Origin of the sequence: Actinomyces sp. oral taxon 897 (assembly GCF_002999235.1) — a bacterium.
Classification (GTDB): domain Bacteria; phylum Actinomycetota; class Actinomycetes; order Actinomycetales; family Actinomycetaceae; genus Actinomyces.
On record NZ_CP027236.1, the window covers coordinates 1,118,381 to 1,133,824 of the forward strand.

At 74.0% G+C, this 15,444-nt stretch carries 11 protein-coding genes; 4 read left to right on the plus strand and 7 right to left on the minus strand.

The features are described from left to right. Window positions 1–16: 16 nt before the first annotated feature. The 7 genes from C3V41_RS04525 to C3V41_RS04555 form a co-directional block, all read right to left on the minus strand. Complete coding sequence (locus tag C3V41_RS04525) at window positions 17–1,102, minus strand: DUF998 domain-containing protein (protein WP_106109281.1); 1,086 nt, start codon at window positions 1,100–1,102, stop codon at window positions 17–19. After that, window positions 1,080–2,411: a glutamate-5-semialdehyde dehydrogenase gene (locus C3V41_RS04530; protein ID WP_106109282.1), complete on the minus strand. Its 1,332-nt coding sequence runs from the start codon at window positions 2,409–2,411 to the stop codon at window positions 1,080–1,082. Before C3V41_RS04530 ends, C3V41_RS04525 begins: the two co-directional genes overlap by 23 nt. 194 nt (window positions 2,412–2,605) lie before the next feature. Beyond that, on the minus strand, window positions 2,606–3,694 hold the full coding sequence (gene proB, locus C3V41_RS04535; RefSeq protein WP_106110663.1) for a glutamate 5-kinase: 1,089 nt from the start codon (window positions 3,692–3,694) through the stop codon (window positions 2,606–2,608). Window positions 3,695–3,813: 119 nt separating this feature from the next. After that, window positions 3,814–5,382, minus strand: a complete 1,569-nt coding sequence (gene obgE / locus C3V41_RS04540) for a GTPase ObgE (protein ID WP_106109283.1) — start codon at window positions 5,380–5,382, stop codon at window positions 3,814–3,816. Window positions 5,383–5,472: 90 nt separating this feature from the next. Further along, window positions 5,473–5,727, minus strand: a complete 255-nt coding sequence (gene rpmA / locus C3V41_RS04545) for a 50S ribosomal protein L27 (RefSeq protein WP_106109284.1) — start codon at window positions 5,725–5,727, stop codon at window positions 5,473–5,475. Between the two features lie 61 nt (window positions 5,728–5,788). After that, window positions 5,789–6,097, minus strand: a complete 309-nt coding sequence (rplU, locus tag C3V41_RS04550; RefSeq protein WP_246742112.1) for a 50S ribosomal protein L21 — start codon at window positions 6,095–6,097, stop codon at window positions 5,789–5,791. Window positions 6,098–6,391: 294 nt separating this feature from the next. Continuing rightward, a complete protein-coding gene (locus C3V41_RS04555; protein WP_106109286.1) occupies window positions 6,392–9,313 on the minus strand; it encodes an Rne/Rng family ribonuclease in 2,922 nt (973 codons plus the stop codon). 483 nt (window positions 9,314–9,796) lie between these two features. Here C3V41_RS04555 and C3V41_RS04560 point away from each other — a divergent pair, with 483 nt between their 5' ends. The 4 genes from C3V41_RS04560 to C3V41_RS04575 all read left to right on the plus strand — a co-directional run bounded on the left by C3V41_RS04560 (window position 9,797) and on the right by C3V41_RS04575 (window position 15,372). Further along, window positions 9,797–11,284: a cytochrome ubiquinol oxidase subunit I gene (locus C3V41_RS04560; RefSeq protein ID WP_106109287.1), complete on the plus strand. Its 1,488-nt coding sequence runs from the start codon at window positions 9,797–9,799 to the stop codon at window positions 11,282–11,284. A gap of 31 nt (window positions 11,285–11,315) precedes the next feature. Beyond that, on the plus strand, window positions 11,316–12,446 hold the full coding sequence (cydB, locus tag C3V41_RS04565; RefSeq protein WP_106109288.1) for a cytochrome d ubiquinol oxidase subunit II: 1,131 nt from the start codon (window positions 11,316–11,318) through the stop codon (window positions 12,444–12,446). A 388-nt stretch (window positions 12,447–12,834) separates the two neighbouring features. Next, window positions 12,835–14,286, plus strand: a complete 1,452-nt coding sequence (locus C3V41_RS04570; protein WP_106109289.1) for an anaerobic sulfatase maturase — start codon at window positions 12,835–12,837, stop codon at window positions 14,284–14,286. Further along, window positions 14,287–15,372: a sulfite exporter TauE/SafE family protein gene (locus C3V41_RS04575; RefSeq protein WP_106109290.1), complete on the plus strand. Its 1,086-nt coding sequence runs from the start codon at window positions 14,287–14,289 to the stop codon at window positions 15,370–15,372. The last annotated feature ends 72 nt before the right edge of the window (window positions 15,373–15,444 follow it).

Below are 15,444 nucleotides of genomic sequence, written 5' to 3' on the forward strand. Positions count from 1 at the left end.
GCCGGGCCCGGGTGCCTCACCCGGTACCCGGGCCCGACCGTGGGCGGGCGCGGCCGCGGCCCTGCCGGTACAGGTCCGCGGCCACCCCCAGGCACCAGACCAGGACCACGAGCAGGTGGACACGCTGGGTCACGCCGGCCCCGCGCCCCACCAGCTCCAGGACGCCGGAGAGGGCCGAGTAGACCACGGTGACCGCCAGGACCACCGGGGAGAGCCGCCGGGTCACCTGCCAGGGGCCCCGGGCCGGGGTGCCGCGGGTAGCCAGGAAGGCGCCAAGGTGCACCGCCACCCAGGCCGCGCCCACCACAATGGAGGCGGCCTCGTGGACGTGGTGCCTCAAGGACGTGTGCTGGGCCAGCTGGGCCTGGCAGGAGCTCAGGGAGAGCGCGCAGTCCATGGGGGCGGCGGCGTCCACCAGGGTGGCGGTGGCGGTCACCACCAGCCCGCCCCACCACAGCCACCAGCCCCACCGGGTCCACCCCCGCCGGCACCGGGCCGGGACGTGCCGGCCCGCCGGGGGGCCGCCGGCGCCCGGGGAGGGGTGGTCCGGGCGGGCGGCGCCGTCCCACCGCGCCGGAGCGGCGCCGCATCCGGGATCCCTGCCAGCCACACGATCCGTGCCGTCCCGCCGCGCCGGGGCGGTGCCGGGCAGCGGGCGCAGGACCGCCAGGCAGGCCAGGAGGCACAGGAGGGCGAAGGTGACGTCCCCGGCGCGGGCCGCCGCCGCCGTGGGGCGCCCCGTGGCGGCCAGCTCGGAGACGTAGGCGTCGCGGACGGACAGGCCCGAGGTCCACATGGGGGGCAGCAGCCACAGCGAGTAGGCCAGGGCGGCCAGGGTGAGCAGGACCGCACTGGTGCGCAGGCGCCGGGGGGCGCGTGGCGCGGTCCGGCCGTCCTCGGGCTCCCCGCCCGGTGCCGTACCGGGGTCCCGGTCCCCGCAGGCCCAGGGGGTATCGGCCCTTCGCCCGGGGCGCGCCCGACGACGAGGGCCGCAGGAACGCGGGAGTCCTGCGTCGGCCCCCCGACGTCCGGGGCGGGCGTCCCCGGCTCCGGCCCGCGCGTCCCCGGCTCCGGGACACTCAGGGACGGATATGCCCGTCACCCTGGACGATCCACATGGTGCTGGTCAGGGCCTCCAGGCCCATGGGGCCGCGGGCGTGGAGCTTCTGGGTGGAGATGCCCAGCTCGGCACCCAGGCCCAGCGCCCCGCCGTCGGTGAACCGGGTGGAGGCGTTGACCATGACCACCGCGCTGTCCACCCCCGCGACGAAGGCGTTGACCACCCGCACGTCCCGGGCCAGGACGGCCTCGGTGTGCCCGGTGCCGTAGGCGCGCACGTGCTCCACGGCGGCGTCCACGTCCGGTACCACGCGCACGGCCAGGTCCAGGGAGCCGTACTCGGTGGCCCAGTCCTCCTGACCGGCCTCCGCGAGCAGGTCCTCACGCCCCCGGGCCGCCTCGGCCAGGACGGCGCGGGCGGCGGCGTCGGCGTGCAGGGTGGTGCCCGCCTCCCACAGGGCCGCGGCGGCGGCGGGCAGGTAGTCCCCGGCCACCGCCTGGTGGACCAGGAGGGTCTCGGCGGCGTTGCACACCCCCACCCGCTGGGTCTTGGCGTTGACCACGACGTCCACGGCCTGGGCCAGGTCGGCCGAGGCGTCCACGTAGACGTGGCAGTTGCCCGACCCGGTCTCAATGACCGGGACGGTGGACTCCTCCACCACCGTGCGTATGAGCCCCGCCCCGCCCCGGGGCACCAGGACGTCAATGAGGCCGTGGGCGCGCATGAGGGCCCGGGCGCCCTGCCGCCCGGCGGCGTCGATACTGGACACCAGGTCCTCCCCCAGGCCCACCGAGGCCAGGGCCGAGCGCAGGGCCGCGACAATGGCGGCGTTGGAGTCCCGCGCGGCGGAGCCCCCACGCAGGACGACGGCGTTGCCGGACCTGACCGCCAGGCCCGCCACGTCCGCGGTGACGTTGGGACGGGCCTCGTAGACCATGCCGACCACCCCCAGGGGCACCCGGACGCGGCGCACCTCCAGGCCGTTGGGCAGACGTCGGCCGTCAACGACCTGCCCCACCGGGTCGGGCAGGGTGGTGAGCTCCTCCAGGGCCCCGGCGACCCCCTCCAGGCGGGTGGTGCTCAGGGCCAGGCGGTCCACGAGACCCTCCCTCATGCCGGCGGCTCGGGCCCGCTCCACGTCGGCGGCGTTGGCGGCCAGGACGTCCGGGGCCCGGTCGCGCAGCGTCCGCGCCATGGCCTCCAGGGCCCGGTCCTTGAGCTCCGTGGTGGCCGCGGCCAGGGGCCTCTGGGCGGCGCGGGCGGCCCGGGCGACCCGGGTCACCAGGGCGGTGGCGTCAGCCCCGACGCCGTCGGGCACCTGGGAGCTCGGATCCGTCTGTGTCTGCGTCATGACCCCACTCTACACAGCCCCCTGGGGCGGCCCCCGCCAGAGCCGACCCGGGCGGCGTCGCGGGCGGGTGCCTGCGGGCGCGCGGTCGCCCCTTCGCCGGCGCCGGCGTCCTCGTAGCAGGGGCGCACCACGGGCTCGTCGGCCCTTCGCCGGCGCCGGTGCAGGAGCCCTGGGTGAGGGGCCCGGCACGGGGCTCAGGGGATCCGGGGCAGCTCGGCCAGGTCGTCACGGTGGACCACGGGGGCCACGTGCTCGGGCACCGCGCACCGCGAGCCCCGCAGCGCCAGCACCTCGGCGACCTCGGCCGCCGCGTAGCGGCAGACGCCGCGCGCCACCGGGCCCCGGGGGCCGACGACCTCGACCACCGCCCCGGCCTCGAAGTCGCCGTCGACCCCCGTGACCCCGGGCAGCAGGAGGGACTTCTTGCCCACTGTCAGGGCCCGGGACGCCCCGGCGTCGACCAGCAGGCGCCCCTCGGGCACGGAGGCGTAGGCCATCCACAGGCGTCGGCTGGGGCGGTGCGGGCCGGTGGGGGCCAGCCAGGTCCCCAGGTCGTCCGGGAGGGCGGAGCCGCCCAGGAGGGGCACGGCGTCGTCGGCCCGGGCGATGAGGGTGGCGGTTCCGCAGGCGCAGGCGATGGTGGCCGCCTGGACCTTGGTGCGCATACCCCCCGTGCCCAGGGCCGAGCCCCTGTCGGAGACGTCCACGCCCGCCAGGTCGGCGCCGCCGGCCACGTAGCGCAGGGGGCGGGCCCCGGGGGTCCCGGGCCGGGCCGTCCACACCCCGTCCACGTCGGTCAGCAGGACCAGGACGTCGGCGGTGACCAGGTGGGAGACGAGGGCCGCCAGGCGGTCGTTGTCCCCGAGGCTGAACTCGGTGGTGGCCACCGCGTCGTTCTCGTTGACTATGGGCACGGCCCCCATGGTCAGCAGGGCGTCGAAGGTGGCCCGCACGGTGCGGTAGTGGCTGCGTACGGCCACGTCCTGGGCGGTGAGCAGCACCTGGGCGGCCACGGTCCCGTAGGCGCTCATGGCCGTCTGCCAGCTGGTGACCAGGCGCCCCTGCCCCACCGAGGCGGCCGCCTGGAGCAGACGCAGCTCCGTGGGACGGCGCTCCATGCCCAGGGCGGGCAGGCCCGCGGCCACGGCCCCGGAGGAGACCAGGACCACGTCGTGCCCGCGGTGCCGCAGGCTGGCAATGAGACGGGTCAGGACGTCAATGCGGTTGAGGTCCAGCCCGCCGTCGTCACGGGTCAGGGAGGAGGAGCCGATCTTGAGGACCACCCGGGCCCCTGACGGCAGGCGGGCAGGCCGCCCCTGGGCCGCAGGCTGCGGGCCCGCGGCCTGTGGACCGGCCCCGCGGCCCGCGGTCGGCCTCCCGGGACGCTCGACGCCGCCCACGCTCACACCTCGTCCGTCTCGTCCCAGGCCCCTGGGTCGGTCCACAGGCCCTGCTCGGCCTCCTCGCGCAGCTCGGCCCGGGCGGCCTCCTTGGCGTCCATCCGCCGGTGGTAGGCCGCCCGACGCTCCGTGTTGGTACGGCGGTGGTAGTCCTCCACCCGCGTGTCGGTCCCCCGGGCGCCCAGGAGCTCGGCGCCGGTGGTCACGGTGGGCTCCCAGGTGAAGAGCACCCCCCCGTCCAGCTCGCCAATGAGCACGGGGTCGCCGGCGTGGGCCCCCGCCCGCACCAGCTCCTCCTCGACCCCGGCGGCGGCCAGGCGGTCGGCGAGGTAGCCGACGGCCTCGTTGTTGGCGAAGTCGGTCTGGAGGACCCAGCGCTCGGGCCGCTCCCCGCGCACCTGGTAGACGTGGCCCTCCACGGGGTGGCCCACGCGCCGGACGGTGGCGACGGGCTCCTTGGCGCGCCGTCCCACGGAGGCGGGGCGGATGACGGGCCGGGCCCCGACGGCCTCGTGGGCGGCGTCCTGGCGGGCCCGCTCCACCAGGGAGGCCAGGGCGAAGGACAGCTCACGCAGGCCTGTGCGGGCCACCGCCGAGACGGCGTGGACCGGCAGGCCGCGGGCCTCCAGGTCGGGGGTGACGAACTCGGCCATCTCGGCGGCGTCGGGGACGTCCACCTTGTTGAGTACCACCACCCGGGGACGCTCCATGAGGGGGGGGCGCCCGGTGCGCTCCGGGTCGTTCTCCTCCCCCAGGCGCTGGGCGTAGGCGGCCAGCTCGGCCTCGATGGTGTCCAGGTCGCTGAGGGGATCCCGGTCCGGCTCCAGGGTGGCACAGTCCAGCACGTGGACGATGACGGCGCAGCGCTCCACGTGGCGCAGGAACTCCAGCCCCAGCCCCCTGCCGGTACTGGCCCCGGGGATGAGGCCGGGCACGTCGGCAATGGTGTAGCGCACCTGCCCGGCCTCGACCACCCCGAGGTTGGGCACCAGGGTGGTGAAGGGGTAGTCGGCGATCTTGGGGCGGGCGGCGCTCATGGCGGCGATGAGGGAGGACTTGCCGGAGCTGGGGTAGCCCACCAGGGCCACGTCCGCGATGCTCTTGAGCTCCAGGGTGACGTCACGCACCTGGCCGGGCAGGCCCAGGAGGTGGAACCCGGGGGCCTTGCGCCGGGAGGAGGCCAGGGAGAAGTTCCCCCGCCCCCCGGTACCGCCCTGGGCCACCACGACCTGGTCCCCGCCCTGGAGGAGGTCGGCCAGGACCTGCCCCTGGTCGTCCTTGACCACGGTGCCCTCGGGCACGGGCAGGACCAGGTCCTGGCCGTCCGTACCGCGCCGCCAGCCGCCCATGCCGGGGGTGCCGGACCCGGCCCGCCGGTGGGGTGAGCGGTGGTAGCTCAGCAGGGTGCTGGTGCGTGGGTCGGCCACGAGGGTGACCGACCCGCCGTGCCCGCCGTCGCCGCCGTCGGGACCGGCCAGGGGTCTGAACTTCTCACGGTGGACGGAGGTGCAGCCGTCGCCGCCGGCCCCGCCGCGGGCGTGGAGGACGACGCGGTCGATAAAGGTGGGCATGTGGGTCTCCTGTGGGGTGGGGGGCGGCCTACAGCACGAGGGCGGACGGCTACGGCCGTCCGCCCTCAGGGTCTGCGGGGCGCAGGAGGCTCAGGCCCCGGTCCGAACGTTGACGACCTTGCGGCCGCGGTGGGTACCGAACTCGACGCTGCCGGCGACCTTGGCGAACAGGGTGTCGTCGTTGCCGCGGCCCACGTTGAGGCCGGGGTGGAAGTGGGTTCCACGCTGACGGACAAGGATCTCGCCGGCCTTGACGACCTGGCCGCCGAAGCGCTTGACACCGAGGCGCTGGGCGTTCGAGTCACGACCGTTGCGGGAGGAGCCGAGGCCCTTCTTGTGTGCCATGGTGAGGCTTCTTTCTTCTCGTGCGGGAGCGTTCAGGACGCCGGGCTAAGACGCCGGGAGGTCACTTGATGGCGGTGACCCTGACGGCCGTGAGCTGAGCGCGGTGGCCCTGGCGCTTGCGGAAGCCGGTCTTGTTCTTGAACTTCAGGATACGGATCTTGGGGCCCTTCTCCTCACCGACGATCTCGGCGGTGACACGGGCCCTGGCCAGGTCGGCAGCGGTGGCGGTGACCTTGTCGCCGTCCACCAGCATGACGGGGGCGAGGTTGACCTCGTCACCGACCTGACCGGCGAGCTTGTCGACGACCACGACGTCGCCGACGGAGACCTTCTCCTGACGGCCGCCGGCCTTGACGATCGCGTAGACCACTTGTTGCTCAATTCTGTCGAGTGCGTCTCAGACCGCCACGACCTCGGCCCGGACGGGCAGGAGGGCGATCTCCTGGGCAATGGTGCGCGAGGCACCGGCAGACAACTCTAGGGGATGTCCGGCCGGGGGCCAACCTCGGGGGCAAGCGGGTGCCTGTGTTATTCCGCACGCCAGCGCGGTGGCCCCACCGCGTTAGGCACGGGGCGGCTACGGGCCGTGAGCCACTCCGGCAGGATTCGCGGGCCGGCGTCGGGCACGGGGGCGCCCCCGTGCCCGACGCCGGCACCCACCCGGTCAGGCGTCCGGGTCCTCCTTGGCCTCGTGGGCGTGCTCAGCGGCGGCGGCGATCTGGGCCAGGGCGCCACGCACGGCGGCACGGGCCTCGTCGTGCTCGGGGGCCGACGCGGCCTCCGCCTGCCCCGGCGTGTCACCGGCGTCCTCGGCATCCTTCCTGGGGGCCTCCTCCTTGGCGGCCTTCCTGGCCGCCTTGGCGGCGCCCTTGGTCTTCCTGGGGCCCTCGGAGCGGGACCGGCGGCCGCGCCGCTCGGCGGAGCGCGAGGCCGAGGCGGACATGTCCACCTGCTGGTTCTCCACCGGGGCGTCGTGGACGATAAAGCCCCGGCCGCCGCAGCACTCGCACGGGGTGGAGAAGGCCTCCACGAGCCCCTGACCCACCCGCTTGCGGGTCATCTGGACCAGGCCCAGGGACGTGACCTCGGTGACCTGGTGGCGGGTGCGGTCCCGGCCCAGGCACTCCACCAGCCGGCGCAGGACCAGGTCCCGGTTGGACTCCAGGACCATGTCCACGAAGTCGATGACCACCATGCCGCCGATGTCGCGCAGCCTCAGCTGGCGCACGATCTCCTCGGCGGCCTCCAGGTTGTTGCGGGTGACGGTCTCCTCCAGGGTGCCCCCGGCCCCCGTGAAGCGGCCGGTGTTGACGTCGATGACCGTCATGGCCTCGGTGCGGTCAATGACCAGGGTCCCGCCGCTGGGCAGCCACACCTTGCGGTCGAAGCCCTTGGCGAGCTGCTCGTCAATGCGGTGGGCGGTGAAGACGTCCTCGGGATCCACCCAGTGCTCGAGACGCTCCACCAGGTCCGGGCTGAGGTCGGAGACGTACTCGCTAATGGTGCGCCAGGCCTCCGGGCCGGAGACGATGAGCTTGCGGAAGTCCTCGTTGAAGACGTCACGCACCACGCGCAGGGCCAGCTCGGGCTCGCCCTTGAGGAGGGCCGGCGCCTTGGCGGAGCCCCTGAAGATGGACTGGGACCTCTTGTCAATGGTCCTCCACTGCTTGAGGAGCCGCTCGACGTCGGCCCCCAGCTGCTCCTCGCTGGCGCCCTCGGCGGCGGTGCGCACAATGACGCCGGCGTCGTCGGGGACGACCTTCTTGAGGATCTTCTTCAGGCGCGCCCTCTCGGTGTCGGGGAGCTTGCGGGAGATGCCGGTCATGGTGCCCCCGGGCACCAGCACCAGGTAGCGGCCCGCCAGGGTGACCTGGCTGGTCAGGCGGGCGCCCTTGTGCCCGATCGGGTCCTTGGTGACCTGCACCAGGACGGGGTCGCCGCTGGAGAGGGCGTCCTCGATACGGCGCGGCCTGCCCTCCATGCCGGCGGCGTCCCAGTTGACCTCGCCGGCGTACAGGACGGCGTTGCGCCCCTTGCCCAGGTCCACGAAGGCGGCCTCCATGGAGGGCAGGACGTTCTGGACCCGCCCGACGTAGACGTTGCCCACCATGGAGGACTGGGTGCGCCGCGCCACGTAGTGCTCCACCAGGAGGCCGTCCTCCAGCACGGCGATCTGGTTGAGGCCGTCGACCTCCCGGACGATCATCTGCCGGTCCACGGACTCGCGCCGGGCCAGGAACTCGGCCTCGGTGACGATGGGCCGGTGCCGTCCCGCGGCCCGCCCCTCCCGGCGGCGCTGGCGCTTGGCCTCCAGGCGGGTGGATCCCTTCAGGGCGGTCACCTCGTCACGCACGTCCCGACGCGCCTCCCGGGCGTCGGAACGGGACCGGGAGCGCCGTCGCCGCCGACGTGTGGACGAGGTCGGCTCGGCCTCGGGCGTCTCGACCGCCTGGGCGTCCTCCTCGCCGTCCGGCTCGCCCTGACCGGTCTGCTCGGGGGCCTCGGCGCCCTGCCCCCGGGAGCGCCGACCCCGTCCGCCGCGGCGGCGCCTGCGCCGGGCGGCCCCCTCCTCCGGGGCGTCGGCCTCCTCCGAGGCGGTCCCCTCCTCCGGGGCGGGGCCGGCCTGGTCGGGGGCCTCACCGACCTGGGGGGCCGGCGCGGTGGCGGCCGCGGTGGCCTTACGACGGCGGCGCGTGCGGCCACGGGACCCTGCGCCCTTGGCGGTGCCCTCGCCGCTGGCGTCCCCGCTGGCGTCCCCGCCGTCAGCGTCCTGGTCAGCCTGGGCGTCCTCCTGGGGAGGGTCCTGCGCGGCCCGGGGGGCTGGCGCGGTGGCGGCCGCGGTGGCCTTGCGCCGACGACGGGCCCGGGAGGGGTCGGGGACCTGGAAGAGCAGGGAGGCCGCTGGCAGGTGCAGGACGGCCTCGGGCTCCTGGTCCGGATCCGTGGGGGAACCAGGCGCCTCGGGCTCCTGGTCGGGGCCGGGCTCGGGGCCCCGGTCCGCTGCCCGGGGACCGGTTCCCTCGTCCTGGTCAGGGGCCTCGTCCTGGTCGTCCTGGTCGTCCACGTCCTGGGTGAGGTCCTGGTCCACATCCTGGGCACCGACCTGGTCGCTGACCTGGGCACCGGCCTGGTCGGGGGCCTGGGGGGCACCCGGGTCCTGGGCGGGGCCGGCGGGGCCCTGGGTCAGGTCCTGGTCGGGGGCCTGGGGGGCGGGCTCGGGGGCGGTGGCGGCCGCGGTGGCCTTGCGCCGACGGCGGGGCTGGCGGCCCGGTGCCTCCCGGGGCGAGTAGTCCTCGGCCCGGTCCTCCCGGGTGGCGGCCGTCTGCCCCCCGGCCGGGGAGGCGGTCGGCTCAGGGGCTGGTGCCGGGTCGGCGTCCTGGGCGGCACCCGGGTCCTGGGGGGCACCCGGGTCCTGGGCGGAGCCAGCGGGGCCCTGGGTCAGGTCCTGGGCGGGGGCCTGGGGGGCGGGCTCGGGAGCGGTGGCGGCCGCGGTGGCCTTGCGCCGACGCCTTGGGGCACGGGCAGTGGGCTGTTCGGCCGTCTCCTGGGGCTCCTCGGGCGTGGTCGTCTGTCCAGTGGGTGCCATATGGGGGCTCTACTCTCCGGGCGTCCGCGACGCCGTCGTACCACCGGCGCCGCGGCGCGGTCGTTGCTCCGCGGGTGACGGAGCAGAAAAGTCTGTGCGCGCACGGTGGCGCCGGCCCGCGGGTACCCGCGCAACCAGGACTGCGGCAACGCTCTGGGCGGCGCAAGGCTCCTGGTCGGGGTGTCCCGCAGGGGTCGGGCCCCTGCACCGGTACGAGGCGCGGAGGGCCAGCACCATCCTCTCACAGGTAGCCACCCGCCCCGTCCCCCGTCCCCGGGCCAACGGGTCGGTATCGCTGTAGGCGCAGGCGGCGCCAGCGACAGCACATCTGAAAGATGCGTCACATCCTGGACGTCACCTGCGAGGGGACCCAGTTTTTGCGACACCCTGTCATCCTGTGACAGTACACTCCGCCTATACATCCTTGACCTAGGTCATGGACCTACCTATCAGTCTCATAGTCGTCCTCGAAAGGTGGCGTCGATGGTCCACGTACCCCTGGCGCTGGACTCCCTCGACCTGGCTCGATGGCAGTTCGGCATCACGACCGTCTACCACTTCTTCCTCGTCCCCCTGACCATCGGCCTGGCCCCCCTGGTGGCGGCCATGGAGAGCCTGTGGCTGCGCACGAGGAACCCGCAGTGGCTCACGGCGACCAAGTTCTTCGGCAAGCTCTTCCTCATCAACTTCGCCCTGGGGGTGGCCACCGGCATCGTCCAGGAGTTCCAGTTCGGCATGAACTGGTCGGAGTACTCCCGCTTCGTGGGCAACATCTTCGGTGCGCCGCTGGCCTTCGAGGCGCTCCTGGCTTTCTTCATGGAGTCCACCTTCCTGGGCCTGTGGCTCTTCGGCTGGGACCGCCTCTCCCCCCGGCTCCACAACGCTTGCATCTGGATGGTGGCCCTGGGCGTGAACTTCTCCGCCCTGTTCATCCTGGCCGCCAACTCCTGGATGCAGCACCCCGTGGGAGCCGTCGTCAACCCCACCACCGGGCGTGCCGAGCTCGACGGCGTGGGCGGGTTCGTCGAGATCCTCACCTCCGAGCTGACCTGGGTCACCTTCGGGCACGTGGTCACCACCGCCTTCCTCGTGGCCGGCACCGTCATTATGGGCGTGTCGGTGTGGTGGATGGTCAAGGCCTCCCGCGCCGGGCAGGAGGTCGAGGCCCGGTCCCTGTGGCGGCGTACCGCCCGCCTGGGCGCCTGGGTCATGCTGGTGGCCGGGGTCCTGGTGGCGGGTACCGGGCACGTGCAGGGGCAGCTCGTGGCCAGGGAGCAGCCCGCCAAGATGGCCGCCGCCGAGGCCCTGTGCGAGACCACGGCGGGGGCGGGCTTCTCCGCCATGGCCTTCGGCAGCTGCGAGGACGGCGTCGTCCACCTCATTGAGGTCCCCGGCGTCTACTCCTTCATGGCCACCAACGACCCGGGCGCCACCATGCCCGGCCTGAGCGACCTCCAGGACAGCTACGCCAGGGCCTACGGTGCCACCGACACCGCCGGGAACCCCGTTGACTACACCCCTGACGTCATGGTCACCTTCTGGTCCTTCCGCATGATGATCGGCCTGGGCACGGTGTCCGTGGGGGTGGGGGCGGTTATCCTGTGGCTCAGCCGCAGGGACCGTCTCATCACCGCCAGGCCGTGGGCCCGGGTGGCGCTGTGGACCATGCCGCTGCCATTCATAGCCGCCTCCTTCGGGTGGATCTTCACCGAGATGGGACGCCAGCCCTGGGTGGTCGTCCCCAACCTGGCCGACCCCACCTCCATGGTCCACATGCTCACCGCCGACGGCGTCTCCAGGGTGGTCTCCTCAGCCACCGTCCTGGCCTCGATGGTCGTCTTCACCCTCCTGTACGCGGGCCTGGGCGTCGTCTGGCTGCTCCTCTTCCGCCGCTACGTCCGTGAGGGCGTACGCACCCCCGTGAGGAAGGACGACGGCGAGGTCGCCCCCGGCCTGTCCTTCGCCTACTGACCAGGGAAGCACAAGGAAACAAGGACACACCATGACGCTCTCCACCCTCTGGCTCATCCTCATTGCCGTCCTGTGGACCGGCTACCTCACCCTCGAGGGCTTCGACTTCGGCGTGGGCATGCTCATAAGGCTCCTCGCACGCGACGAGCGCGAGCGCCGTGCCATGCTGCGCACCATCGGCCCCCACTGGGACGGCAACGAGGTCTGGCTGCTCACCGCCGGCGGGGCCACCTTCGCCGCCTTCCCCGAGTGGTACGGCACCCTGTTCTCCGGGGCCTACCTGGTCCTGTTCCTCATCCTCCTGGCGCTCATTGTGCGCGTCTGCGCCCTGGAGTGGCGGGCCAAGATCAATGACGAGACCTGGCGCGCACGCTGGGACTGGGCCCTGACGGCGTGCTCCTGGCTGCCCGCCGTGCTGTGGGGCGCGGCGTTCGCCAACCTGGTCTCCGGCATGAGGATCGAGGTCATTGAGACCGCCTCAGGCGCCGCCGTCCCCGCCGCGGAGGTGCCCGCCGGGACCCTGCTGGCGGGCACCGCCCACCAGCTCACCGGCGGCTTCTGGAGCCTCATCACCCCCTTCGCCCTCCTGGGCGGGGCGGTGACCGCCCTGCTGTTCCTCAACCACGGCGCCCTGTACCTGGCCCTCAAGACCGGGGGCGACCTGTCGGTGAGGGCCGGCAGGCTCGCACGCAGGACCTCCCTGGCCTCCACGGCGGTCACGGCCGTGTGGGCCCTGTGGGCGCAGCTGGCCTACTCCCCCAACGTCCTGTCCTGGATCCCGCTGGTCCTGGCTGCCGCGGGCCTGGTGGCCTCCTACCTGGCCTGCCTGCGGGGACGCGACGGCTGGGCCTTCGCCCTGCACTTCGTGGGTATCGGTGCCGCGGTGGCCTTTATCTTCGCGGCCATGGCACCCGACGTCATGCGCTCCTCGATCGACCCGGCCTACTCCCTGACCTACGTGGCGGCCGCCTCGGCGGACACCACCCTGGTCATTATGCTGGTGGCCGCCGTCGCCTTCGTGCCGGTGGTGCTGTTCTACACGGTCTGGGGCTACAAGGTCTTCTCGGCCCGCGTCCACGCCGAGACCATTGACCCCGACGAGGGCCTGCACCCCACCAGGGTGCGCGACTCCGCCCAGCCCGAGGCGCACATCGGCTACTGAGGCGCGACGCGGCCGGGTGCCCGGTGGCCGCCGTCGCCCACGAGCAGGACACCTGTCAGCTGGCGGCCACGGGCGCTCATCCGTCCGTGTGGCCCGCCCCCTGCGGAGGGTGGGCCACACGTGTCGTCGAGGGCCGAGGACCGGCGGCGACCACCTGGGGGGCGCCTCCCCTGAGGCCGGCCACCTGGGGGCGCGCCCTTCGCAAACCAGCCGCAACCTGCGCAGACGTGGTAACCACCTCCTCGCGGAGCCGGTAGCGGACGTGACAGACTGGGGCCTGCCGCCGGTCGGCGCCCGCCCGACCTCGACACCCGGCACCGTAGCCGGGTGGGACGGAGGCGCGGCGACAGCACCCGTGGAAGGCACCCGGGCGAGAGGAGGACTCTGAATGGACCACACGGCTCCGGGGGCGCCCGGCGGCCCCCTGGCGCGACGGCGCCTGCCCCTGTCCGTGGTGGCCAAGCCCACAGGTGCGGCCTGCAACCTGGACTGCCAGTACTGCTTCTTCCTGTCCAAGGAGCTCCTCTACGATGTCCCCCGTCAGCTCATGCGCGAGGAGACCCTGCGCACCTACGTGGCGGAGTACCTCGCGGCCAGCGGCGACGGCGAGGTCACCATGCTCTGGCAGGGCGGGGAGCCGACCCTGCGGGGCCTGCCCTTCTACCGCGAGGTCGTCCGGCTCTGCGAGGTCTACCGGCGCCCCGGGCAGAAGGTGGTCCACGCCCTGCAGACCAACGGGACCCTCATTGACCGACAGTGGGCGGGCTTCCTGGCCGAGAACGACTTCCTGGTGGGGGTCTCCCTCGACGGCCCCCCCGCCCTGCACGACGCCTACCGGGTCAACAAGGGCGGGCGGGGCACCTACGCCCTGGTGCGGCGGGGCTGGGACATCCTCCAGGAGGCCGGGGTGCGCACCAACGTCCTGTGCACGGTCCACCACGCCAACGAGGCCCACCCCCTGGAGGTCTACCGCCACTTCCGCGACGACCTGGGGGCCCGCTACCTCCAGTTCATCCCCATTGTGGAGCGGGTCAACGCCGCGGACCTGGCCCGGGCCGAGCTGGGCTGGGGCCGACGGCGCCCGGCGCCCCGCAGGGCTGGGGGCACAGGGGCCGGCAGTACCGGGGGCACAGGGGCTGGCGGCACCCGCCCCGGGGGCCCGGGCGGCCCCGAGCACAGTCCCGGCGGCCCGGGCGGCCCGGGCGGCCCCGAGCCGCTGGTCCCGCTCATGTACCAGCAGTGCGGGGACGCCGTCACCTCCCGCTCCGTCACCCCCCAGGGGTACGGGGACTTCCTGACCGCGGTGTTCCAGGAGTGGGTGGCCCACGACGTGGGGGACGTGTTCGTGCAGGACGTCGACTCCGCCCTGTCGGCCCTGTTCGGGATCTACCCGACCTGCGTGCACGCCCCCGAGTGCGGGGTGAACCTGGCCCTGGAGTTCAACGGGGACGTCTACGCCTGCGACCACTGGGTCGAGCCGGACTGGCTGCTGGGCAACGTCGCCGACGCCTCCTTCGCCACGCTCGCCGCCACGCCGCGGATGCGTGACTTCTCCGCCAAGAAACGGGTCCAGCTCCCCGCGGGCTGCCTGAGGTGCCCGGTGCTGCCGCTGTGCCACGGGGGCTGCCCCAAGGACCGGTTCGTCCGCACGGCCGACGGCGAGGAGATGAACTACCTGTGCCCGGGCTACCGGGCCTTCTACACCCGGATCCTGCCCGACCTGCGGACCATGGCCCGGCTCATCCAGGTCGGCCGCGCGCCTGCGGAGATCATGACCCTGCGTCAGCGCCCCCGTCCCGACCGGGCGGAGCGGCTGGCCCTGAGCACCCAGGAGCACTGAATGGCCCTTCTCCTCGCACTCGGCATCGGTACCGGGGTCGGCCTCATTGTGGGCGCCCTGGGAGCCGGCGGCGGCATCCTGTCGGTCCCCGTCCTGGTCTACGTCCTGGGGCAGAGCCCGCACCAGGCCGCCTCCGGGTCCCTGGTGATCGTCCTGGTCACCGCGCTGGCGGCCCTGCCCTCCCGGGCCCGGCACGGGCAGGTGCGGTGGCGCGACGGGGCGCTGTTCGGCCTGCTCTCGGCCGCCGGGGCCTGGGGCGGCTCCTGGCTGAGCGCCCAGGTGGACGGGGAGGCCCTCATGGTCATGTTCTGCGCCCTCCTGGTCGTCGTCGCGGCGCTCATGGCCCGCCGGGCCCTGCGGGAGCGCCGCGACGAGGGCCTCCAGAGGAAGGCCCTGGGCGGGCCGGACGCCATAGGCGGCACGGGCACGGACGCCGCGGGTGGGTCAGGCACCGCAGACGGACCCGGCGCCGTAGGTGGGCCGGACGCCACGGATGGGCCGGATGCCGTAGATGAGCTAGGCACCGTGGGCGGGCCAGGCACAGGCACCGTGGGCGGGCCAGACACGGATGCCGCAGACAGGCCCGGCACCGTAGATGGGCCCGGTGGCCGCACCACCCCCGTACCGGACGCCCCCGCCTCTGGCTCACCTGGCCAGGGTCGGGGCGCCGGGCCGGACCAGGGCGCCGGGCCGAGTACCCCGGTGGGTGCGGGCCAGGGCGCGAGGCGGGTCCTCACGGTGGTGCTCACAGCCACCCTGACCGGGCTGCTCACGGGGTTCTTCGGGGTGGGCGGGGGCTTCGCCGTCGTCCCCGTGCTCCTGCTGGTCCTGCACTGCGACGTGCGGGAGACGGCAGGGACGTCCCTGCTGGTCATGATTATCGCCGCCCTGGTCTCCCTGGCCCAGCGGGCCAGCGGGGGCCTGGAGGTAGCGTGGGGCACGGTGGCGCTGTTCACCCTCGGCTCCACCGCCGGCGGGCTCGTGGGAGGCCCTCTGTCCCAGCGCCTGCGGGCCTCCACCCTCAACGCCCTCTTCGCCGCCCTGCTGCTGGCCGTCGCGGTCGGCAGCCTCATAGGTGCCACCTGATTGCCCGCCTGGCCCCGGGATCCGCCGGGGACGTCGGGGCACGTCCACGCCGAAGAAGATCCGGCCGCCTGA

What these genes read in the sequence shown, in the direction of transcription:
- C3V41_RS04530 (WP_106109282.1), bottom strand. Translation starts at nt 2,411, where the DNA reads ATGACGCAGACACAGACGGATCCGAGCTCCCAGGTGCCCGACGGCGTC.
- obgE (WP_106109283.1), bottom strand. Translation starts at nt 5,382, where the DNA reads ATGCCCACCTTTATCGACCGCGTCGTCCTCCACGCCCGCGGCGGGGCC.
- rpmA (WP_106109284.1), bottom strand. Translation starts at nt 5,727, where the DNA reads ATGGCACACAAGAAGGGCCTCGGCTCCTCCCGCAACGGTCGTGACTCG.
- C3V41_RS04555 (WP_106109286.1), bottom strand. Translation starts at nt 9,313, where the DNA reads ATGGCACCCACTGGACAGACGACCACGCCCGAGGAGCCCCAGGAGACG.
- C3V41_RS04560 (WP_106109287.1), top strand. Translation starts at nt 9,797, where the DNA reads ATGGTCCACGTACCCCTGGCGCTGGACTCCCTCGACCTGGCTCGATGG.
- cydB (WP_106109288.1), top strand. Translation starts at nt 11,316, where the DNA reads ATGACGCTCTCCACCCTCTGGCTCATCCTCATTGCCGTCCTGTGGACC.
- C3V41_RS04570 (WP_106109289.1), top strand. Translation starts at nt 12,835, where the DNA reads ATGGACCACACGGCTCCGGGGGCGCCCGGCGGCCCCCTGGCGCGACGG.
- C3V41_RS04575 (WP_106109290.1), top strand. Translation starts at nt 14,287, where the DNA reads ATGGCCCTTCTCCTCGCACTCGGCATCGGTACCGGGGTCGGCCTCATT.